This is a genomic window from Rufibacter sp. JT20002 (assembly GCF_056491185.1).
This window is the reverse complement of record NZ_JBSZJY010000001.1, coordinates 1,817,115-1,838,970: the sequence shown is the minus strand read 5'-3', so window position 1 is coordinate 1,838,970 and position 21,856 is coordinate 1,817,115. Positions and strand designations below refer to the sequence as shown.

At 49.7% G+C, this 21,856-nt stretch carries 18 protein-coding genes; 15 read left to right on the top strand and 3 right to left on the bottom strand.

The genetic code is table 11. The annotated features are described in order from the left end of the window. Positions 1–43: 43 nt before the first annotated feature. The gene (locus ACW9SV_RS07290) at positions 44–370 is read right to left on the bottom strand and encodes a DciA family protein (RefSeq protein WP_479556079.1); all 327 of its coding nucleotides are present in this window, start codon (positions 368–370) and stop codon (positions 44–46) included. A gap of 268 nt (positions 371–638) precedes the next feature. Beyond that, positions 639–1,754 (bottom strand): DNA replication/repair protein RecF, encoded by a 1,116-nt coding sequence (gene recF, locus ACW9SV_RS07285; protein WP_479556078.1) that lies wholly within the window; start codon positions 1,752–1,754, stop codon positions 639–641. Between the two features lie 139 nt (positions 1,755–1,893). On the opposite strand from recF, the gene pdhA reads away from it, so the two are divergent. The 13 genes from pdhA (at position 1,894) to ACW9SV_RS07220 (ending at position 15,962) form a co-directional block, all read left to right on the top strand. Next, positions 1,894–2,940: a pyruvate dehydrogenase (acetyl-transferring) E1 component subunit alpha gene (pdhA, locus tag ACW9SV_RS07280; protein ID WP_479556077.1), complete on the top strand. Its 1,047-nt coding sequence runs from the start codon at positions 1,894–1,896 to the stop codon at positions 2,938–2,940. A 95-nt stretch (positions 2,941–3,035) separates the two neighbouring features. Continuing rightward, on the top strand, positions 3,036–3,758 hold the full coding sequence (locus tag ACW9SV_RS07275) for a tetratricopeptide repeat protein (protein ID WP_479556076.1): 723 nt from the start codon (positions 3,036–3,038) through the stop codon (positions 3,756–3,758). Positions 3,759–3,922: 164 nt separating this feature from the next. After that, positions 3,923–4,405: a 6,7-dimethyl-8-ribityllumazine synthase gene (ribH, locus tag ACW9SV_RS07270; RefSeq protein ID WP_479556075.1), complete on the top strand. Its 483-nt coding sequence runs from the start codon at positions 3,923–3,925 to the stop codon at positions 4,403–4,405. A 419-nt stretch (positions 4,406–4,824) separates the two neighbouring features. Continuing rightward, positions 4,825–5,208, top strand: coding sequence for a TraR/DksA family transcriptional regulator (locus tag ACW9SV_RS07265; protein WP_149090019.1), 384 nt, complete (start codon positions 4,825–4,827; stop codon positions 5,206–5,208). A 16-nt stretch (positions 5,209–5,224) separates the two neighbouring features. Next, a complete protein-coding gene (scpB, locus tag ACW9SV_RS07260) occupies positions 5,225–5,788 on the top strand; it encodes an SMC-Scp complex subunit ScpB (RefSeq protein WP_479556074.1) in 564 nt (187 codons plus the stop codon). 54 nt (positions 5,789–5,842) lie between these two features. After that, positions 5,843–7,630, top strand: a complete 1,788-nt coding sequence (locus ACW9SV_RS07255; RefSeq protein ID WP_479556073.1) for a pseudouridine synthase — start codon at positions 5,843–5,845, stop codon at positions 7,628–7,630. A gap of 15 nt (positions 7,631–7,645) precedes the next feature. After that, positions 7,646–8,362: a type III pantothenate kinase gene (locus ACW9SV_RS07250; protein ID WP_479556072.1), complete on the top strand. Its 717-nt coding sequence runs from the start codon at positions 7,646–7,648 to the stop codon at positions 8,360–8,362. After that, positions 8,355–9,695 (top strand): BamG family beta-barrel-assembly machinery protein, encoded by a 1,341-nt coding sequence (gene bamG / locus ACW9SV_RS07245; protein ID WP_479556071.1) that lies wholly within the window; start codon positions 8,355–8,357, stop codon positions 9,693–9,695. Before ACW9SV_RS07250 ends, bamG begins: the two co-directional genes overlap by 8 nt. Positions 9,696–9,790: 95 nt before the next feature. Continuing rightward, positions 9,791–10,357, top strand: a complete 567-nt coding sequence (lptC, locus tag ACW9SV_RS07240) for an LPS export ABC transporter periplasmic protein LptC (RefSeq protein WP_479556070.1) — start codon at positions 9,791–9,793, stop codon at positions 10,355–10,357. Then, positions 10,354–10,512: a hypothetical protein gene (locus ACW9SV_RS07235; protein ID WP_165864862.1), complete on the top strand. Its 159-nt coding sequence runs from the start codon at positions 10,354–10,356 to the stop codon at positions 10,510–10,512. The genes lptC and ACW9SV_RS07235 overlap by 4 nt, the downstream gene beginning before the upstream one ends. A 13-nt stretch (positions 10,513–10,525) precedes the next feature. Further along, entirely contained in the window at positions 10,526–11,791 is a 1,266-nt protein-coding gene (locus ACW9SV_RS07230) for a hemolysin family protein (RefSeq protein WP_479556069.1), read from the top strand. Positions 11,792–11,874: 83 nt separating this feature from the next. After that, on the top strand, positions 11,875–13,980 hold the full coding sequence (locus ACW9SV_RS07225) for a peptidylprolyl isomerase (RefSeq protein WP_479556068.1): 2,106 nt from the start codon (positions 11,875–11,877) through the stop codon (positions 13,978–13,980). 164 nt (positions 13,981–14,144) lie between these two features. Further along, positions 14,145–15,962: a tetratricopeptide repeat protein gene (locus ACW9SV_RS07220; protein ID WP_479556067.1), complete on the top strand. Its 1,818-nt coding sequence runs from the start codon at positions 14,145–14,147 to the stop codon at positions 15,960–15,962. An 88-nt stretch (positions 15,963–16,050) separates the two neighbouring features. On the opposite strand, the gene ACW9SV_RS07215 is transcribed toward ACW9SV_RS07220, so the two are convergent. Then, positions 16,051–16,488, bottom strand: coding sequence for a PH domain-containing protein (locus ACW9SV_RS07215; RefSeq protein ID WP_479556066.1), 438 nt, complete (start codon positions 16,486–16,488; stop codon positions 16,051–16,053). 298 nt (positions 16,489–16,786) lie between these two features. On the opposite strand from ACW9SV_RS07215, the gene recJ reads away from it, so the two are divergent. Together recJ and ACW9SV_RS07205 are read left to right on the top strand one after the other, a co-directional pair. Continuing rightward, positions 16,787–18,499: a single-stranded-DNA-specific exonuclease RecJ gene (recJ, locus tag ACW9SV_RS07210; RefSeq protein ID WP_479556065.1), complete on the top strand. Its 1,713-nt coding sequence runs from the start codon at positions 16,787–16,789 to the stop codon at positions 18,497–18,499. Positions 18,500–18,916: 417 nt separating this feature from the next. Continuing rightward, positions 18,917–21,844, top strand: coding sequence for an alpha/beta hydrolase family protein (locus tag ACW9SV_RS07205; RefSeq protein ID WP_479556064.1), 2,928 nt, complete (start codon positions 18,917–18,919; stop codon positions 21,842–21,844). Positions 21,845–21,856 lie beyond the last annotated feature (12 nt).

Below are 21,856 nucleotides of genomic sequence, written 5' to 3'. Positions count from 1 at the left end.
GAAGAGGAAGCGTGAGGCAAGCAGAAACTGATGTGGGCAGACTTTACAGGAAGATGACGTCCTCCACTACCTGCTCGCCCATTTCAATGTTGATCAAGGCCATGACTTTACCACGGGCCATGTTCAGTTCATGCTTGAGCGGGGCAGAAGAAAGGCGCACGTACAGTTTGCGGTTGCGCACAAACACCTCTTGCGTTTTCATGGAGATGGCTTTACCCATGATCTTTTCCCAGGAGCTCACCAACTGCACCTCACTCAGTTTTCCGTTCAGTTTATAGGCTTTGAGCATGGCATCAATACTGTCTTTCAAGGAGATAGTATCGGCTTTGCGCATGAACGGGTTTCTAGGATTAAGCGGACGCAGGGACATAGGAGGCTCTTTTTAGGTGTTGCTACGGCGCTAAATTACTCTAATCTCAAGCGTTTCGGTGAGGTTTGGCCAGATGAATTTACCCACTTGGTTATCCCCATATCAGCCCCAGTTATACACCTGCTGTTGACAGGCTGTTTTAAAGAAACCTAGCCCAAAGCGCCTCCTCCTGATACGAGAGTTCTTTTCTTTTTACGGTAGTGAGGACGGATTTATTTAGGCAGTCCGCTAAGTTGCCTTCGCTGGCGCGAGAACCAACAACTAATAACTACTCCTCATCCTCAATCGTCTCTGCGGTGCCTTCAGAGATTCTGAACCGGCGGATGTTATTAGACAAAGGCTGCAGGATTTTGTCGGTGCGTTCCAGGTGGGTGTCGGTAAGGAAGATCTGGCCGAAGGTGTTGTTAGCCACCAATTGCATGAGTTGCGTGATGCGTTTCTCATCCAGTCGGTCAAAGATATCATCAAGGAGCAAAAGCGGTTTCTGGCTGTTTTTAGCGGAAAGCACCTCAAACTGCGCCAGCTTCAAAGCAATGACATAACTCTTCTGCTGGCCTTGGGAGCCAAAATTTTTCACGCTTTTCCCATCCATCAGGAACACGAAATCGTCTTTATGCGGGCCCACGGTAGTGCGTTGCAGCAACAGGTCTTTGCGCTGGCTCTGGTCTAGAAGATAGGCGTAATTCTGCCGCGTTAATTGGCTTTGATACCCTAGCGTGACTACCTCATGCGAGTCTGAAAGATGTTGGTAGTGGCGCTGGAACACCGGCTCAAACGTCTCCAGGAAAGCGGCTCGCCGGATGCTCAGCTCGGTGCCTAACGGCATGAGTTGCTCGTCCAGGATCTGCAGGTATTCCTTGTCTACGTAGTTCTTTTCGTAGAATTGCTTCAAAAGAGAGTTGCGCTGCTTAAGAATGTAGGTGTACTGGATAAGCAAATCCAGGTAGGAGTGGTCCAGTTGCGCCATGAGGCTGTCAAAGAACTTGCGGCGTTCCTCACTGCCTTCCCTAATCAGATCGGTGTCATACGGCGAGATCAACACCACCGGAAACTTGCCCACGTGCTCGCTCACCCGCTCGTAAGGTGCTTTGTTTAAGGTGATAATCTTTTTCTGCCCCGTCTTTAAATAACACTGCACGGCACTAATTTTCTCTTCGGTTTTAAACCGACCTCGTACAATGAAGTAGTCTTCGCCCTCTTTGATGTTCTGCAGGTCTGAGGAGGTAAAGGCGCTTTTGGTGAGCGACAGATAATGGATGGCGTCCAGCAGGTTGGTTTTGCCGCTGCCGTTGTCGCCAATGAAACAGTTGATGTGCGAAGAAAAAGGCAGGGTGGCTTCCTCGTAATTCTTGAAGTGCAGTACGTGTAGATTTTCGAGGAGCATGAACTTGTTTACAGATTTTTACTTAATTTCGCATGATATAATATCTTACGGAACCGAGCCTGGGCTAAATCTACTCTGAAAAAGCCGGTTGGCAAGGTCTGATTTTTTTTGACTTAACCCTTACCAATACACATACAGTATGGCAGAGACGAAAGCAGCGAAGACGAATGATGCGAAAAAGGCAAAGGTAAACGCTGCCCCAGCATTTTCAAAAGAGACCTATATGCGCTGGTATGAGATGATGCAGCTCATGCGCAAATTTGAGGAGAAAGCCGGTCAGTTATACGGCCAGCAGAAAATCAAAGGTTTCTGTCACCTTTACATCGGGCAGGAAGCCTGTGCGGCCGGTGCCATCACTGCCCTCACCAAAGACGATAAATGGATCACCGCGTACCGCGATCACGCCCATCCGCTAGGGTTAGGAACTTCTCCTAATGCTGTGATGGCCGAGTTGTATGCCAAAGCCACTGGTTGCTCTAAAGGCAAAGGCGGTTCCATGCACATTTTTGACAAAGAAGTAAACTTCGTAGGTGGTCACGGTATTGTGGGTGCCCAGGTGCCACTTGGCGCTGGTCTGGCGTTTGCTGAGAAATACAACAAAACCGGAAACCTGTGCATCTGTTACATGGGTGACGGTGCCGTACGTCAAGGTGCCTTGCACGAGGCCTTCAACATGGCCATGCTGTGGAAACTGCCTGTGATCTTTGTGGTAGAGAACAACGGTTACGCCATGGGTACCTCGGTACAGCGTACGTCTAACGTAACGGAGCTGTACAAACTGGGCTTGTCTTATGACATGCCGTCTGAGCCTGTAAACGCCATGCGTTGCGAAGATGTGCACGATGCCGTAGCTCGTGCCGCTGAACGTGCCCGTGCTGGTGAAGGCCCAACCTTCCTGGAGTTCCGCACTTACCGTTACAAAGGTCACTCTATGTCTGACCCGGCTAAGTACCGTACCAAAGAAGAACTGGAAAGCTACCGTAACCAAGACCCAATTGAGAGCGTGCGTTTCACTATCTTGGAAAACAACTTCGCCACCGAGCAGGAACTGGAGGAGATTGATAACAAGATCAAAGCCCAGGTGCAGGAGTCTGTGGAGTTTGCTGAGAAGTCTCCTTACCCAGCCCCAGAGGAATTGTACACCGATATCTACGTAGAGAAAGACTATCCTTACGTGATGGACTAAAAAACCGGCTCCGCGGGAACCCCACTCAACAATTTGGGGTTCAGCGGACAAGGCTTTTTATGAACAGCATCTAAATCTTATTATTATAAATACTGATGTCAAATAACACAATCAAGCGCGAAGACGAACTGAAGCGGGAAGGCGAGTACGAGCTGTTGGAAAACCCAGATGCGCTAGCTGACCGTCTGTTGAAGTCGGAGAACTTTGTGGAGCGTAACAAAAACCTGTTCATCGGGATTTTTGTAGCTATTGCCGCCGCGGTAGTAGGTGGGTTCCTGTATTATCAGAACCAACAAACTAAAAACCAAGAGGCTTTAGCTGCCATGTTCCAGGCAGAATATTATTTAGAAGCTGATTCATTAAGCAAAGCCTTGAACGGCGATGGCCAAAACGATGGTTTTAAAGCGGTAGCCGAGGAGTATGGAAGCACTAAAGCCGGTAAACTGGCTAACTTCTACGCAGGCGTGGTTTCTTTGAAGCAAGGCAAATACCAGGAGGCATTAAACTACCTGGAAGAATTCAAGTCTGATGACCTTTTGCTTCAAGCCCGTGTGTACAGCCTGCAAGGCGATGCTAACCTGGAATTAGGCAAAAGAGAAGAAGCTGCTGCCCTGTACAAGAAAGCCGCTGAGCATAAAGCCAATGACTACTTCTCTCCGCAGTACCTGATGAAAGCTGCTGTGGCCCACGAAGCCGCTAACCAGTATGCAGAAGCCGTGGAGGTGTATGACCGCGTGATCAATGATTACCCACTAAGCCCAGAGGTGAACGATGCCAAGAAATACAAGGCACGTGCCGAGGGGTTAGCCAAAAAATAAATCTCTTAGGAGAATCAATTGACAGAGCGGCTGCTGAAAATTATTTCGGCAGCCGCTCTGTTTTTTTATGCAATTTTGCGTAGAACCGTTTCCGGGCTGTTTTTGGCAAACAATGCTACAAGCGCAGATTCCAGACCTAACAACTCTCCTTAAAACCTTCAAGAATGGCAAGCGCCCTAAAAAACCTTAGCGAGTATAACTCAGATAACCTCCCTGATATTTCCGGTAAAAAGTTTGGCTTAGTAGTGGCAGAGTGGAACAAAGAAATTACAGATACTTTGTGCAAAGGGGCTTATGACACGCTGTTGCAGCATGGTGCCAAGCCCGAGAATATCTACCGAAATACCGTGCCCGGTTCCTTTGAACTTACTTTAGGGGCTCAGTTCCTGGCGCAGAGCAACGAGATTGATGCTGTCATTGCCTTAGGTGTGGTGATTAAAGGCGAAACCAAGCATGATGATTACATCTGCCACGCCGTTGCCCAAGGGCTCACCCAGGTTGGCCTTAAATTCAACAAGCCTGTTATCTTTGGGTTAGTCACCACCAATGATGAGCAGCAGGCCTGGGACCGTGCCGGGGGCAAACACGGCAATAAAGGCGTAGAGGCGGCTGCCACGGCCATACAGATGCTGAACTGGGTGAATTAAATTTTTCCAAAACTCACCAAACAAGAGGGCCAGCCATAATCATGGCTGGCCCTCTTGTTTTATCATGAAATGGAGGTAAGAACCTAAGTTTTTACTTCTAAACCATTATTAATTGTTGTTTTGGGCTAGTTTTTGTCTTTTTATCCGTGAAGCTCATGTAGTTGTAAGAAGCCAGAGTAGTGAGAACTATAATGTAACTTCAAAAGAATTGTAAATTTTGATTATCAATTTGTTGTGGTATTTAGTTTTACGAAATAATAACTGTATTTTTGCGCAAAAAAAATAAATAGCCTGTTCTTTTAAAAACCAGAGGATCGTATAAATTCAGCCTATTTTACGTAAATAATCCAATTGGTTAATTGACCGGCTGCCATTGAATACTAACAAACAAAAGCCCAACCGTTACGAACCCTAAAGCCATGAGTGAAGAAAAACAGCGGTATTCCCAAGAGGAATTGAACGAATTTCAAGAAATCATCATTGAGAAATTAAATAACGCCCGCAAAGAGGTGGCCTTCATTAAGGAAACCTTGAGCCGCCGCAATGATTCCGGCACTGATAATACCGCCTCTACCTCTAAAGTATTGGAAGATGGGGCAGATACGCAGGAGAAGGAAAGCTTGAACCAGTTGGCGTCTCGGCAGTTGAAATTTATCCAGCAGTTGGAAAACGCTCTTATCCGGATCAAGAACGGAAGCTATGGCGTGTGCATCAAGTCTGGTAAATTGATCCCTAAGGAGCGTTTAAAGGCGGTGCCGCATACGCAGCACACCATTGAGGCCAAAATGAGCCGCAACGACTAACAAAACCGCATACAATTTGAACCTGTTACTGAACCACCTTCAGGCGCTGATATTTTGCGCCACCTCGCCCGTGTCAATTGAGGAACTGCAGAAATGCCTTTCCGAGGCGCTGGTCACTGAGGTGAGCGTGAGTGATGTATTGGAGGGAATTGAGCAGCTCAATGCTCAATTCTCTACCGATGCTTTTGCTTTTCAGATTTACGCTATTGGAGGCGGGTATCAGTTTTTGACCAAACCAGCCTACCAAGACTCGGTTAGTATTTTACTCAAGCATAAATCCAAGAAGAAGCTCTCTGCTTCGGCTCTGGAGACCTTGGCAATCATTGCCTACAAACAACCCATTACCCGCTCACAGATAGAGCAGATCAGAGGCGTCAGCTGTGATTACGCCATCCAGCGTCTGCTGGAGAAAGGCTTGCTGGAAATCAAAGGCAAAGCGAACACCATTGGCCGTCCAGTACTGTTTGGCACCAGCCAAAAGTTCATGGAATATTTCGGCATCAACCACCTCAAGGACCTTCCGCAACTCAGAGACTTGGCACCGGAGGAGAACACCATCGGCGAATCTGCCGCCCTCTAATTTTAGAATCACATCTTTTTATACAGTAGCGATACTGCAGTTTTTCACAACAACATGGCTAGAAACGAAGACACGCCTCAAGAAGGCAACGACCGCCCCCGTGGCAATTCATGGGGTCAGGGCAAGAAAGTATTTGGCAGAGGTACCCGCTTTGACCGTCCAGAAGGGGGCGACAGAGACGGTGGCTTCCGCAACCGAGACAGAAATTCAGACAATTCAGATAGACCCCGCCGTGACGACCGCGACGGAGATATAAACACCAACCGCGAGAACAGAGAACGTGCCCCAAGACGGGAAAGCGACCGTAGAGGTGGCGACTTCCGTCCGGCCCGTGGCTTTGATCGTCCGGACAGAGGCAATAACGACCGCCCAGATTTCAGACCTCGCGGAGAAAACGACCGTTCTGACCGCAGACCCGCCAGAGAAGGAGGTTTCAACCGACCTGAAGGAAGAGATAACCGCGAGAGAGGTTCTTTCAATGACCGTCGTGAAGGAGGAAGAGGCCCGGCCCGTGGTGGCGAGGAAAGAGGCGGTGAGCGTCGTTCTTTCGGCAACCGGGAGGAACGCGGTGGTGAGCGCCGTGGCGCAGATCGTCCGTCTTTTGGTGCCGGTAGAGATAACAACCGCCCAGCACGTGGTGGTGACCGCCGTGAAGGTGGTTTCTCTCCTGACCGCAATGAGCGTGGTTTCAACCGCGGAGGCGATGACCGTAGAGAAAGAGGCGGCGACAGAGAAGAGCGTAGCTTCAACCGGGGCGGTGACCGCCGCGAAGACCGAGGCTTTAACCGTTCTGAGGACAGACGCTCCGATGCTCCGCGCGAAAACAGGCCGTTTTCCGGAAACCGGGACGAAAACCGTCCGGAACGCCCGGCCCGCAGAGAAGGTGACAGACCGTTTGACCGCAATGCTCCACGTGAAAACCGTGGTCGTGATGACCGTCCTTCTTTCCAGAGACGTGATGACCGTCCTGCGCGGGATAGCCGCCCAGATCGTCATGACCGTTCTGGTAGAGATAACAAGGGCTTTAAAGAAGGTCGCTTTGGCCGCTCAGACGAGGAAACTCAGGAGGCTCCAGCCTATAACCTGAAGCGCTACGAAGAACGCAAAAAGCGCAAGAACCCTGAGTACGGAAACGAAGACCTGCGCCTGAACCGTTACATCGCCAATGCTGGTATCTGCTCACGTAGAGAGGCCGATGAACTGATCGCCGCTGGTGAGATCAAGGTAAACGGACAGGTGGTAACGGAGATGGGCTATAAAGTAGCCCCAACTGATACCGTGCAATACGGCCGCAAAACCCTTAACCGGGAAAAAACGGTGTATGTGCTCCTGAACAAACCAAAAGATTTCCTGACCACTACCGATGATCCTGAGGGTCGCAAAACCGTGATGGACCTGGTAAAGAATGCCTCTAAAGAGCGTCTGTTCCCAGTAGGCCGTCTGGATAGAAACACCACAGGTTTGCTGCTTTTCACCAATGACGGCGAACTGGCCCAGAAACTGACGCACCCTTCTAACAAGGTGTCTAAAATCTATCAGGTAGAACTAGACAAGCCGATCACGCAAGAGCACGTGAAGCAGATTCAGGCAGGTTTAGAGCTGGAAGACGGCAGAGCCGAAGTAGATGATGTCGCGCTTTTAGGGGAGAGCAACAAGTTCTTGGGCATCGAGATTCACATTGGAAGAAACCGCATTGTGCGCCGCATCTTTGAACATTTGGGATACGAGGTGGTGACGCTTGACCGTGTGCAGTACGCTGGCTTAACCAAGAAAGACCTGCCAAGAGGTAACTGGCGCTTCTTAACAGAAAAAGAAGTAGTGCGTCTGAAATACTTTATGTAATCTGACGTTCATAGAATGCTGAATCTGGCAATAGACCGGGGTAACACCCGCATCAAAGCCGGTCTATTCCAAGACGGGCTTTTGGTGCAACAATTCACCTGCCCAGACTTTCCTGCATTAGGGAAAGAACTGGCAGGCGTTTCCCTGCAAAATGCCATCATGTCTTCTGTGAGCAAGGAATCGGCTGAACTGGTGCAGCACATCCCGGTGTCTGGACAAAGAATTCTGTTCCATTCCCAGACACCGGTGCCGGTGCACAACAACTACGGAACACCACACACGTTAGGCGTAGACCGGTTGGCGGCAGCAGTAGGAGCCCAATACCTGTTCCAGGACCATCATTGCCTTATCATAGACGCGGGAACCTGCATTACCTATGATCTTTTAGAGGCCGATGGCACGTTTCAGGGAGGCAGTATCTCGCCGGGCATTACCATGCGCTATCAGGCGGTGCACACCTTTACCGGAAAGCTGCCCTTGCTGGAAGGCTATGAACTACCACCCAGGCCGGGCAAAACCACTGCCGAGGCGATCAAAGGAGGGATTCTGTATGGTGCGGTGGCAGAGGCTGAAGCCATGATTCAACATTATGAACGTCAATACAAACCGTTGACGGTTATTCTGTGCGGTGGCGACGCCCCGTTTTTTGAAAGTACAGTAAAAGCACGCATCTTTGTCATTCCCGAATTGGTTTTAATCGGGTTAAACCGAATACTTGAGTATAATGTATAAGCCTTTCCGCGCACTGTTATTGATCTCTGGTTTAGCTATAGGGTCACAACAGCTACAGGCGCAACAGCTCTCTAACTCCCCTTATTCACGCTTTGGCGTAGGCGACCTGGTGCACGGCACCGGTTCTATCCGCAGTGCGGGCATGGGGCAGGTGGGAGTAGCCAATGGTAGTGCTGGCCTGATCAATGACATCAACCCTGCGTTGCTTTACTACAACAACTCAGTGACCTTTGAAGCCACAGTGGCCTCTGAACTGAAACGCCTGTCTGAAAAGAACACGTCTCAGGTAGATGGTACCGCTAATCTGGGGTATTTGGCTCTGGCGCTTCCCATCTCTCGCCGCTGGACAACGGCTGTTGGTTTGAGGCCTTATAGCCGAGTGAATTTTACCACGATCTCTACCAACCCGGTAGCAGGGGCGGAAAACACGGTTACTTCCTACAACCAATATGAAGGCAACGGAGGTCTCAACGAAGTGTATTTCGCGCATGGCGTCCGGATTGCCAATGGATTTACGGCAGGGGTTTCTGGGTCTTTCCTTTTCGGAACTATTGACCGGCAGGAATCTACCATTCTGGTAGATACCGAAGATTCTACCAGTGCGCTGCAGAAGACCTTGATCCATACTACCTCTAAGTACACTGGTCTTATGTTCAAGGGAGGGCTGCACTACCGAAAAAAGGTAAGCGATAAAGCCAGCTTAGGCATAGGAGGTACTTATACTTCCAAGGCGAATATCGAGACAGACCGCCAGGTTGCCCAGGAGCGCCGGTACTTAGATGAATCTCTTATCTCCAGCCTGGTGACTGATAGTTTAGAAGGTTACACCACGGTTCCGCAGATGCTACAGCTAGGATTGGCCTTTGACAATAACCGTAACTGGTCTGTAGGCGCAGATTACACCCAAATTAAAGGTTCAGACTTTAGAGGCTTCAGCTTAAACAAGGAGGCAGGCCGTCAAGAGTTAGGAGACGGATACCGCGTGGGCATTGGTACGGAGATTACCCCAGATGCCGGTTCTGTGAGCTCTTACTTTAAAAGAGTAACCTACCGTTTTGGGGGTTATTTCGGGAATTCGCAGATAAACGCCATTTCAGCAGGAAGCACCACCCCAAGTGCCCATGATCTTCAGGACATGGCTTTAACCTGGGGCTTTTCGCTTCCGTTAGGAAGAGGCGTTCGGCCACCAGATTATACGCAGGCACTGTTGAATACCAGTTTCACGGTTGGCCAGTTAGAAGCCAAGAATACCGGCCTTAAGGAACAGTATTTCCGGTTTAACATAGGTGTGACGTTCAACAACAGATGGTTTGTGAAGCGTAAGTTTGACTAAGAAACCAATCTTCACCGCTTCAAATACAAAAGACAGATACCAGGCCCCTGAATCAATCTTGATTGTTGGGTCTGGTATCTGAACCGTTTAAAGGAATGAGTAATCTGTTTAAAGTTCTGTTTACAATGCAGGAAGGCATAAAGGCTCCTCTTCTTTGGCTGCTGTTTATGGCCTGTTTTGGGTGGAGTTGTCAAAATACAGACGAGAACATAAAGCCTGTCCAGTACAATGGCCCCTCCTCCGAGACGTACAACCAAGTAACTATCTACAGTGATTCTGCCAAGATGAAACTGAAGCTGAGCGCCCCGGTAGAGCAACAACTGCAGAACGGAGACATTGTGTACACCAAAGGCATGTACATCACCTTTTACGAGGAGGGCACGCCTACCACCATCATCACCGCCAAGTACGGGCGGTATGACAAGGCCAAAGACCAGTACTTTGCCCGGAACGATGTGGTGGTAAAAAACATCGTAAAGAAAGAGCAGCTGAACACCGAGGAACTCTTCTGGGAGCGGCAAAAACAAACCATCTTCACCGATAAGTTTGTACGTATCACCAGTGTAGATGAAGTAGTGACCGGCGTGGGCCTCACGGCCAAACAAGATTTCTCTCAATATACCCTAAAGCAGTTTTCCGGCTCTTTCGTCCTGAAACAATGAATCTGAAACAAACCATCTACATGGCCTTGGCCGTCGCTTTCCTGGTGATTGGCGTGCATCAATCCATTGTGAATGGAGTGGTAGAAAGTTATTGGATCATCATGCTATCTATTATCTTTCTCATGCTTTTCCGTATGAACAAGGCAAAGCCTTGATTTCTCCCGTTACATGGACCCTGACTTACTGTACATAACTGCCGCGGCAGGTTTCCTGCTGCTTTCTGTCTCCAGTGTGGCAGAGATTGCCATGCGGCAGATAGGACGGGCATACATCCGGTTGCAGGTCACTGAGAATCAACATTCCTTGCTGGGCTTCTTACTGTGCCGTGAAAAGCAAGTACTTCTTACCCTTCAACTATGCATGGGTCTTGGCCTGCTGGTATTGGGTCTGAGTTGCTTTAAAAGCCTTTCATCACTTCTGCAGCACTACCTTCAGTCAGTAATAGCCAACATTCTGGCCGGTATTGCCACCCTGCTAATCGTAAGTCTGCTGTACATTGTTACTGGCATTTTGGCCAGCCTGATTTCCCCGGCGCGCCTGCTGAAGGCAGCGGCTCCTCTCGTGGCGTTCTTCTTCGTGCTGTTCTACCCTGTATCGTTTTTGCTGCACGCTGTTCTTGGCCTGTTTTCAAGGAAAGAAGACGAAAACGAAGGAGAGGTTTTGGCCAACGCACTAACCTTGCAGCCCTTTGCGGTGAGACTGCAGTCCCCAGATGAGGTAGTTCTAGCGCCCACCAACGAGGTAGACAGCAAGATCTTCAACAATGCCTTGGAGTTCAAGAATGTGAAAGTGCGGGAGTGTATGGTACCGCGCACCGAAATTGACGCCATTGAGTTGGAGGAGGGGGTAGAGGTGCTTAGACAGGCCTTCATAGAAACTGGCCATTCCAAAATCCTTATCTACCAAGACTCTCTGGATCATATCTTGGGGTACTGTCATCAGTTCTCTTTGTTCAATAACCCGTCAACGGTAGAGGAAATACTCACCCCCATGGAGGCCGTGCCCGAGAACATGCTGGCCCGGGAGCTTTTTGTGAAGTTCATCACCGAGCACCGCAGCATTGTGCTAGTACTGGATGAGTTTGGCGGAACCTCCGGTATTGTTACTCTGGAAGACGTGATGGAAGAGATCCTGGGCGACATCAACGATGAGTATGACGAGGAAGACCTACTGGAGCAGCCCTTGCCCGAGCCCGGTTCTTACCTGTTCAGTGCCCGTCAGGAGATAGATTACCTCAATGAGAAATATGAGTTGAACCTACCCGAGGGCGATTATGAAACTTTAGGCGGTTTTATCTTGTCTGTACTGGAAGAAATACCTACGGTGGGAGACGTGGTGGTGGTGCCGCCCTTTGAGATAAGAATCCTCTCCATGGACGAGCATCGCATTAATACGGTGCATCTTACCCTAAGGTTGACCCAAACAGAAGAATAACCTGCTCTATAGACACTTATATTTTGATTTTATCACTTATTGCGATTATTTTGCATAACGCTTAAAATACGTCTAATACTTACATGGCATTAATTAACAAGATTCGGGAGAAGTCAGGGTTCGCCATTGGCGCAATCGCTATTGGCTTGCTCATTTTCATTGTGTTGGGAGACCTGCTGGGACCAAATTCCCGGTTGTTCGGAAGCAATATGACAGTTGGGGAGGTTGCTGGGCATGAAGTGTCTGTGCAGGAATTTGAAGCCATGTTTGAAGAGGCTAGAAATAACTACGCCAACCAGTACGGCCGCCAGCCTTCCGAAGCTGAAATGGCGTCTTTGCGGGAGCAGACCTGGAACCAGTTAGTGTTCAAGTATGCCTTTGAAGGAGAATTTGAAAAAGTAGGAGTAGGCATCTCTGAAGAAGAGCAGGTAGACATGGTACAAGGACGTAACGTGCACCCGGCTCTTAAGCAGATGTTCACTGATCCTCAAACCGGGCAGTTCAACGTAGAGCAGGTGAAGCAAACGCTTCGTAACCTGGGCAGCATGCCTCCAGAGCAACAAGCCGCCTGGCGTAAGTACGAGCAAGACCTGGCAACAGACCGTCTGCGTAACAAATATTACAACCTGTTCACGTTCTCTAACTACGTGACCACCGAGGAAGCAAAACGTTTCAATGCTGAGCAAAACACCAAAGCCAGCATCAAATCTTTGTTTGTTCCTTATTTCAGCATCGCTGACTCAACGGTGAAAGTAACCGATGATCAATTGAGCGAGTACCTGAACAATAACAAAAAGAAATTTGAAGTAGAAGAAGGTCGTTCTATCACGTATGTGACGGTACCAGTGTCTGCTTCTAAAGAAGATAGTGCTGCTTACAGCACAGAGACGGCTGAATTAGCCTCTCGCTTTGCTACAACTGATAACGATTCTCTGTTTGTGAAAGCAGAATCAGAGACTCCTTTCAACCCTGCATACTTGCCAGCCAATGAGCTGCCAGAAGAACTGAAAAGCCAACCTTTAGAGAAAGGAAAACTGTATGGTCCTTTCGCCCAAAACGGAACTTTCAGCTTGTACAAGATCATGGACGTGAAAGAAGGCGGAAAAGCTTCGGTACGTGCCAGCCACATCTTGATCAAACCAGACAACACCACGCCAGAAGCCAAAGCCGCTGCCAAAGCCAAAGCCCAAGGTATTTTAAACCAAATCAAAGGTGGTGCTGATTTTGCCCAGTTGGCTGCCCAGCACGGAACCGATGGAACTGCCTCTATGGGTGGTGACTTAGGTTGGTTCACCGAAGGCCGCATGGTGCCAGCGTTTGAGAAAGCAGTTTTTGCTTCTTCAGGTGCCGGTCTGTTGCCAAACCTGGTAGAGACAGAATATGGCTACCACATTGTAAAGATCACGGAGCCTAAAACCACCAGAACCTATCAGGTAGCCCAAGTGACCCGTGCCTTAACGCCAAGCGACAATTCCCGTGAGTACGCTTTCAGCCGGGCTGGTGCTATTGCTGCTAACAGCTCTGACCTGGAAAGCTTCAATAAGACCGTTGCCAACGAAAAAGGCTTGATCAAAGCCGAAGCCAAAAACATCACAGCGGCTGACCGTTCTGTAAACAACCTGCAAAATGCCCGTGAATTGGTGCGTTGGGCTTTCTCCGAAGATACCAAAAAAGGTTCTGTGTCTCCGGTAATCACCATGGATGACCAGTACGTAGTAGCCGTGTTAACCGGCAAACGCGAAAAAGGAACCGCTAAAGTGGAGGATGTTCGTGAGGAACTGACCGCTGCCGTTCGCAACGAGTTGAAAGCAAAGAAAATCAAAGAAAAACTGGCTTCGCTTTCTGGTCCGTTAGAGCAAATCGCTGCTAAATACGGTCCTGATGCACTAGTTCGTCCAGCCAATGATGTGACCTTAGGTGCTGCCAACATCCCAGGTATGGGCTTTGAGCCAGTAGCCGTAGGTAGAACCTTCGGGTTGAAGCCAGGCCAGCGCACTGCTCCAATTGACGGTGAAGGTGGCGTGGTGATCAGTGAATTGATCAGCCTGAGCCCAGCCGCCCCGGTAGCCGATGTAGCCTCTGTGAAGCAGCAGTTGCAAGGTACCCGTGCCGGACGTGTTCAAGGTGCCCTGTACGAAGCCGTACGTAAGAACGCAAAGATTGAAGATAACCGCGTGCGGTTCTTCTAAGAGCATAGATTTTTAAGTAAAACACAAGAGCCGCGCCACCAAGCGCGGCTCTTGTGTTTTCTGACAAGTTGGTTTACGGCATGTTTTTCTAAAAACGGGTCTAATACAGTATATTGAACAGGCGTAGAATACGTTAAGGGAGAATAGCTTAGCTGGAGAATACCATGAAGAGATTATTGTTGATTTGGCTATTAATGATAGGATGCTTAGGCACAGTGCCGCAGAGTATGGCCCAAAGTGTGCCAGAGCAAATGGCCCTGGCTAAAGAATACCTGCGGCAAAACGACTTTGCCAAAGCCGAAGCCTTGTTCAGTAAGTTGGTGGAGCAAGATGTTCAGTTTGGATTGGTGTACCCAGATTACCTGAAAACCCTCTTGGCCCTGCGTAACTTCAAAGAAGCAGATAGATTGGTAAAACGGGCGCAGAAGAAATATCCAGACGTTCCGGCGTATTCCATTGATGAAGGACGCGTGTTACAGGCCGCCGGCAACAACGCCGCCGCTGAAAAGAAATGGGCCCAGGTAGTGCAAACCACCACCCCAGAAAATGTCTATGGCGTAGCTACGGCATTTCAGCAAGCTGATATGTTGCCTTTAGCAGAGCAGGCGTATCTGCGCGCCCGGGAGTTAAGCGGAAGTGAAAAGACCTTTGCTGCTCAATTACTACAACTCTATGCTTACCAGCGCAAAACAGATTTATTGGTAGATGAGGTACTGCGGCAGATTAAAAGCAACAGCGTACCGCTTACCTATGCCCAGAACATGTTGCAGAATGCCCTGCGGGATGAGGAGTCCCTCTCCATGCTGGAGCAGCGCCTCATGACTGCCGTACAGGCCGAGCCAGATGCCACCCCAGTACAGGAACTCCTGATCTGGACCCTCTTACAACGGAAAGACTTTGGCCCGGCACTGCTGCAGACGCGCGCTTTGGACCGTCGTACCCAAGGCGGAGGTTCCCGGGTGCTCTCCATGGCCGACATCAGCCTTAAAAACAAAGACTACGCCACAGCTATTGAAGGCTACACCTATGTAATGCAGCAATACCGCTCCGGTGATTTGTACCCCATCGCGAGGCAGCGCATCATCCAGGCGCGGGAAGAGCAAGTCAAGAACACGTTTCCACTAGACAAAGAAAAGATAAAGTTGTTGGCGCAGGAGTACGAAACTCTTCTCCAGGAACTAGGCCGCAATGACCGCACCGCCGAAGTCATTAAAGAACTAGGCGAACTGCAAGCCTTCTACCTGGATGCCCAACCTGCCGCCATGAAGAACCTGCAGGAGGTGATTGACATGCCCCGGGCCCAGCCTAATGTAGTGGCAGAAGCCAAGCTGATCTTAGCTGACGTGTACTTGCTGCGGGGAGAGCCTTGGGAAAGCACGCTCCTGTACAGCCAGGTGGAGAAGACGCACAAAGAACAGCCTCTGGGCTATGAAGCCAAGCTCCGCAATGCCCGACTCAGCTACTACAAAGGCGACTTTGAACTGGCCCAGGGGCACTTAGATATCCTAAAGCTGGCCACCAGCCGCGAGATCGCGAATGATGCTCTTGACCTTAGCCTGCTCATCATTGACAATACCGGGATGGATACGTCAGCGGCGGCTCTCAAAGAATACGCGGCCATAGATTTCCTGGTATTTCAGCACAAGTACCCCGAGGCGATGGCTGCCTTGGACAAACTGCTTACCAAATACCCTGGCCACAGTCTCACCGATGAAATCTATTTCCAGAAGGCAGAACTGCAGCAGCAGATGGGGCAATTCCCTGAGGCTGCGCAGAACCTGCAGCTGATCATTGATAACCCCAAGTATGATATCCTTTCAGATGATGCCCTCTTTCTCTTGGCAAAACTGAACGAGGAAAACCTGAAACAGCCAGAGAAAGCCCAGGAACTTTACAACCAACTGCTGGTAAAGCATCCGGGCAGCGTGTTCGTGGCAGAGGCCCGGAAGCGTTTGAGAAAACTGAGAGGGGATAAAGTGTAGATGCTTCTCCATAGGTTTTGCGGCTGCTTTTCAGAAAGTAGCCGCAAAAACGCAAGGGTGGTTGTCAACAATCACCACACAAGGAAAGCTACTCTTTTACTGCAATCTCAGGGTTCACAGCTAGCAAGGCTTTCAGGAAGGATTCCTGTTCTGCGGGAGAGAAGTAGATGGCATCCCAACGGTTGTAGTGGATCACCAAGCCCTGCAATCCTAAAGCCGGCCGCAAGCCAGACCACAGATACTGATTTTGCCTTACTTCCCGTATCTTCTGGATAGGAATGTTCCCCTGCCATGGACCGCACCTGAAATGCAGCATATCACCGGCAATGCGGTAAAACGTGCCAAACCAAGTCCAGAGTAGCAGCCCGCTGATCAGTATACAAAACAGGCTTACGGCAATCTTTCCCAAAAGGGGCATAGTATCTTGTACTGCCTGCAGCAATGTTACAGAAAGCAAGGCAGTAGTGCCCCAAATGGCCAGGGTGCTTACCCAACTTTTGGAAGAGGCGAAGGTGAGGTTGGCCATGTATCAGTGATGCAGCGATTTTGACCTTCTTTTACGAAATCAGGCGGAAAAGACTAGTCCCTGAAAAAGATAAACAGGATAGCCAGTAACAAAAAGAAAGACAAGTACATAAGCCCGTCTACCAAGCCGTAGTCTTTGTATTTGTGGTAAAACTCTTTTAATCTTTTCACAAGGAGAAACGCTAGTTTAGAGGATCTGCCGTTTAAAAACAGCAAGGTGCCGAAACGAGTGCCCGGTTCTCTCGTAGATTTCGTATTTTTGTCACCTCATTTCACCGAATAAGCCGCAGCAACAACCGATGCAGAAACGATGGGTAGTAAAGGAAGCGCCGGACGCCGCAAAAGTACAGAATATTGTTAATAGCCTGAACATGAGCCATACCCTGGCTTCGGTTCTCTGCCAGCGTGACATTTGTACCTTTGACGAGGCAAAGGCCTTTTTCAGACCCTCGCTCCAGGACCTGCATGACCCATTCCTGCTCAAGGACATGGACAAAGCCGTAAACCGGCTTATAGAAGCCCTGCACTTACAGGAACGCATCCTTATCTACGGCGACTATGACGTAGACGGCACTACCTCCGTAGCGCTGGTGTACGGCTTTCTGCAACCCTACTTTCAAGGCCGGATAGAGTACTACATTCCGGACCGTTACTCAGAAGGGTACGGGGTCTCGTTTCAAGGTATTGACTGGGCTCAGGAAAATGGCTATAGCCTGATCATCTCCCTTGACTGCGGCGTGAAATCCATTGATAAGATCGCCTATGCCAACACCAAAGGCATTGACTTTATCATCTGTGACCATCACCTCCCGGATGAGGAACTGCCTCAAGCCGTGGCTGTGCTGGACGCCAAACGCGCCGATTGCCCGTACCCGTACAAAGAACTGGCGGGTTGCGGGGTAGGCTTCAAATTCATGCAAGCCTTCTGCCAACAGCTAGGGTTTGACGAGGAACCCTTGTTCCAGTTGCTGGATTTGGTGGTGGTGAGCATTGCGGCTGATATTGTGCCCATTACCGGAGAAAACCGAATTCTGGCGTACCATGGCTTGAAACGGATGAACAGCGGTGCTCCCTTGCGCCCAGGCTTAGAAGCGTTGAAAGAACTGGCTGAGCTACGGAGCGAACTAGACATCACCCAGATTGTCTTCGGGTTTGCGCCTCGCATCAACGCCGCCGGCCGCATGGGTGATGCCAAACGTTCTGTGGCCATGCTTTTGGCTAAGACCAAGGAGGAAGCCTTTGACATGGTGCAGAAAATCAATATCTCTAATTCTGAGCGGCGTGGGCATGATACCAGCATCACCAAAGAGGCGCTGCAGATGATTGAGGACGATGACTTTCTGCGCAGTGCCCGTTCTACCGTGTTGTTTAAGGAAAACTGGCATAAAGGCGTGGTGGGCATTGTGGCCTCGCGCTGCATTGAAAAATATTACCGTCCTACCATTATCCTTACCGAATCAAACGGCAAGGCGACGGGTTCTGCCCGTTCGGTACACGGTTTTGATGTGCACCAAGCCATTTTGGCCTGCTCAGATCTGCTGGACCAGTTTGGCGGGCATATGTACGCTGCCGGCCTTACCCTGCCAGTAGAGAACGTACCGGCGTTTAGAGAGCGTTTTGAGCAAATCGTATCCAATACCATCTTAGAAGAGCAGTTAGTACCTATGGTGGAGATTGACATGCCATTGGAACTGCACCAGATACGACCGGGCTTTTTCAACATCCTCAAGCAGATGGAGCCTTTCGGTCCTGGCAACATGGCTCCGGTATTTATGAGCACCTGTGTGTATGACACCGGCTCAGCCCGCGTGGTAGGAGATGCCCACCTTAAACTTCGGTTAACCCAAGACGGAGAAACATTCTTTGATGCTATTGCCTTCGGTATGGCGGAGTATTATCCACGGATACAGAAAGGCATTCCTTTTGACGTCTGCTACTGCGTAGAAGAGAACGTGTTCAGAGGAAATGTAACCCTGCAACTACGCATCAAAGACATCCGCTTTGCTGAATAGGCCTGTAGCTTTCTGATGTGCATAACTCCTGAATAGATCTTCTTAAAAGGGGAGGTGTGATTACGCTTTAACTAGTAAAAGAACCATTTAAGGGTAATTTACTGTGTTAGCTCTTTATGGTTATCAACACCGCTTCAGATAAGATTAAGGCTAATCTTTATTCTTCAATTCCACCTCGGTTCCACTTCCTATAAACTTTTAAGCTACTATACTCGGCCATTTGCAGCAAAGGTAAAAATTACCCTTTGCCTTTTTAAGCATGTTTAGCTATCACAAATTATGTGGAAAACCTGCGCTTAAGACCTGTTTTTCTAAAAAGAAGCGGAATATGGTTTTAGGTGTGGATAAGTTCGCATCTAACTGGCAGATAGTGTATTTTTAAAGTTCTTTACACGACCAAACTACTTCCAACAACCTATGAAATCCAAAATTCTTTTAGCAGGGCTCTTGTTGACCGCAGGTGCATTGACGGTGCAGGCGCAGACCCCAGCTAAGAAAGTGTTGACCCATGAGGTGTACGACTCATGGAAAAGCGTAGAGGCAGATTCTCTTTCCAATGATGGGAAATACCTGTTATATGCCGTGAATCCACAGGAAGGCGATGGCGTGCTGCACCTGCGGGATTTGAGTCAGAATTCAAGCAAGACTTTCCCCCGTGGGTACCGCAGTGCCTTTACATCTGACAGCCGGTTCGCCATTTTTCAGGTAAAACCTACGTTTGCCGCAACTCGCCAAGCCAAGCTGAAAAAGAAAAAGCCAGAGGAAATGCCTAAGGATTCTTTGGCTATTCTGGATCTGGCCAAAGGAAGCACCCAGTATATTTCTCGGGTAAAAGCCTATAAACTGCCGAAACAAAATGGTGAGTGGCTGGCTTACCATTTAGAGGCTCCGTTAGCCACCAAACCCGCCAAAGACACCAGCAAAACCAAGACTGCCATGCCAACAGCTTCCGCTGCCAGCCGAAGCACTGGCAAAACTACTGGCGGTGCTAAACAAGGAGATGCCTCAGAACTGGTGTTGCGTCATTTGACTACCGGACAAGAATACCGGTTTGCACAAGTGACAGATTTCCTTTTTTCAGACAAAGGCAATCATTTGTTCTTTGTAAGATCGGCAAAAGACTCTCTAAGCAAAGGAGGGATATATGCTTTTAACACGGCAGCCCGCAAAGTAATGCCCGTAGACAGTGGCCGGGCTACGTACAAAAACTTGGTTTCTGACAAAGATGGGGAGCAACTTGCTTTTGTGTCTAGTAAAGACAGCACCGGCAAAGACCTTCGGTATTTTCAATTGCTGCACTGGACCGCCAAAGACAAAAAAGCCCGTGTCATAGCAGATACTACCTTCAAGGGAATGCCTGCTAAGTGGATGGTGAGTGAGCACGCACAACTAGGCTTCTCAGACAAAGGCGATCGCCTGTTCTTCGGGACGTTTCCAAGGCCCACCCAATATGAGAAAGACACCACTAAGCTGGAAGAGGAGAAGGTAAGCCTGGATGTCTGGACCTACCGTGACCCGTTGATTCAACCTATGCAGCTCAAGCAACTAGAGCGCGAGCAGAAGCGATCGTTCTTGGCGGTGTATGACCTCAAAGGGAAGGAGATCGTGCAACTAGCTACCCCTGAGATCCCGGATGTCTCTCTGAACCCTGGCCGTACCGCTGATGTAGCCGTGGGCAGCAGCAGCATGAATTATCTCCTGAGCGTGGGGTATGACACGCCCTCGCGGCAAGATGCCTGGCTTATTAATTTAAAAGACGGCAGCCGGAAACTGGCGGTGAAAGACACCCGAGGCACGCCTAGACTTTCGCCCGGCGGGAAATACCTGTATTGGTATGAGCCTTCGGATAGTTCCTGGAAAGCCATGAGCGTGAAAAGCGGCACCCCCGTGAACCTGACCAAGAAGCTGAAAGTGGCTTTCTACGATGAGCAGAATGACATGCCCACTTTGCCCGAGGAATACGGCTTAACTGGCTGGACCAAAGACGACCAGTTTCTGCTGGTGAATGACCGTTATGACCTGTGGCGCCTGGACCCCACAGGCAAGGCACTGGCCGTAAATATCACCGATGGGTACGGGCGTCAGAACAACCTGCAGTTCCGGTATCTGAGCCTGAACCCTAGTCAGCGGGTGGTTCCCTCAGAAGACAAGCTTCTCCTGCGCACCTTGAACCTAAAGACCAAAGATGCCGGCTTCTATACTGACTATGTGACCAAGGCAGGAGCCCCCCAAAAAGTATTCATGGAGCCGTACAGCTTCACCGGCATGCGGAAAGCCAAAAACAGTGACCGCCTCATTTTCCGGAGAGCCAGCTTCAAGGAATATTCGGACCTCTGGGTAACCAACACCAACTTCAATGCGCCGCAGAAAGTAAGCAACGCCAATCCGCAACAAAACGAGTACCTGTGGGGCAGCGTGGAATTAGTAGACTGGCGCTCTGATGATGGCATTCCGTTGGAAGGTCTCCTGTTCAAGCCAGAGAACTTCGATCCTAAGAAGAAGTACCCTATGCTGGTGTATTTCTATGAGCGTAACGCTGAGACCCTGCACAATTATCGGGCTCCGGCTCCTAGCGCCTCTACCATTAACATTCCGTTGTTCGTGAGCCAAGGCTATCTGGTATTTGTGCCGGACATTATCTATAAAGATGGCTACCCAGGCGAGAGTGCGTACCACAGCATTATTCCGGGAGTGCAGAGCTTGGTCGCTAAGGGGTTTGTAGATGAGAAAAACATGGCCTTACAGGGGCAAAGCTGGGGTGGCTACCAAGTGGCGTATCTGGTGACACGCACCAACATGTTCAAAGCCGCCATGGCCGGGGCGCCGGTAAGCAACATGACCAGCGCCTACGGAGGTATCCGCTGGGAGACAGGAATGAGCCGTCAGTTCCAGTATGAGCGTACCCAAAGCCGCATAGGCGGAACACTGTGGGAGAAACCTATGCAGTACATAGAAAATTCGCCGTTGTTCTTCGCACCCAAGGTAGAAACGCCGCTCATGATGATGGCCAACGACAATGATGGCGCCGTTCCGTGGTACCAAGGCATTGAAATGTTCATGGCCCTCCGCCGGTTGAACAAGCCAGTATGGTTACTGGTGTACAACGGCGAGGCTCATAACCTGATGCAGCGTAAGAACCGCAAGGATCTCTCGGTGCGCATGTCGCAGTTTTTTGACCATTACTTGAAAGGAGCCCCAGAACCCGCCTGGATGAAGAAGGGCGTTCCTACCCTGGTCAAAGGTAAAGAATATGGTTTGGAGTTGATTGAGGAGCCGGCCACCACCACCCCAACTCCGGGACAGCAGCCCGCTACTACTACTGCACAGCCCGCAACAATCAGGTAAACTGGTTTTAAG

Bases quoted from the DNA above. Each gene is read 5' to 3' on its own strand.
- ACW9SV_RS07290 (WP_479556079.1), bottom strand. From the start codon at position 370: ATGTCCCTGCGTCCGCTTAATCCTAGAAACCCGTTCATGCGCAAAGCC.
- recF (WP_479556078.1), bottom strand. From the start codon at position 1,754: ATGCTCCTCGAAAATCTACACGTACTGCACTTCAAGAATTACGAGGAA.
- pdhA (WP_479556077.1), top strand. From the start codon at position 1,894: ATGGCAGAGACGAAAGCAGCGAAGACGAATGATGCGAAAAAGGCAAAG.
- ACW9SV_RS07275 (WP_479556076.1), top strand. From the start codon at position 3,036: ATGTCAAATAACACAATCAAGCGCGAAGACGAACTGAAGCGGGAAGGC.
- ribH (WP_479556075.1), top strand. From the start codon at position 3,923: ATGGCAAGCGCCCTAAAAAACCTTAGCGAGTATAACTCAGATAACCTC.
- ACW9SV_RS07265 (WP_149090019.1), top strand. From the start codon at position 4,825: ATGAGTGAAGAAAAACAGCGGTATTCCCAAGAGGAATTGAACGAATTT.
- ACW9SV_RS07255 (WP_479556073.1), top strand. From the start codon at position 5,843: ATGGCTAGAAACGAAGACACGCCTCAAGAAGGCAACGACCGCCCCCGT.
- ACW9SV_RS07250 (WP_479556072.1), top strand. From the start codon at position 7,646: ATGCTGAATCTGGCAATAGACCGGGGTAACACCCGCATCAAAGCCGGT.
- bamG (WP_479556071.1), top strand. From the start codon at position 8,355: ATGTATAAGCCTTTCCGCGCACTGTTATTGATCTCTGGTTTAGCTATA.
- lptC (WP_479556070.1), top strand. From the start codon at position 9,791: ATGAGTAATCTGTTTAAAGTTCTGTTTACAATGCAGGAAGGCATAAAG.
- ACW9SV_RS07235 (WP_165864862.1), top strand. From the start codon at position 10,354: ATGAATCTGAAACAAACCATCTACATGGCCTTGGCCGTCGCTTTCCTG.
- ACW9SV_RS07230 (WP_479556069.1), top strand. From the start codon at position 10,526: ATGGACCCTGACTTACTGTACATAACTGCCGCGGCAGGTTTCCTGCTG.
- ACW9SV_RS07225 (WP_479556068.1), top strand. From the start codon at position 11,875: ATGGCATTAATTAACAAGATTCGGGAGAAGTCAGGGTTCGCCATTGGC.
- ACW9SV_RS07220 (WP_479556067.1), top strand. From the start codon at position 14,145: ATGAAGAGATTATTGTTGATTTGGCTATTAATGATAGGATGCTTAGGC.
- ACW9SV_RS07215 (WP_479556066.1), bottom strand. From the start codon at position 16,488: ATGGCCAACCTCACCTTCGCCTCTTCCAAAAGTTGGGTAAGCACCCTG.
- recJ (WP_479556065.1), top strand. From the start codon at position 16,787: ATGCAGAAACGATGGGTAGTAAAGGAAGCGCCGGACGCCGCAAAAGTA.
- ACW9SV_RS07205 (WP_479556064.1), top strand. From the start codon at position 18,917: ATGAAATCCAAAATTCTTTTAGCAGGGCTCTTGTTGACCGCAGGTGCA.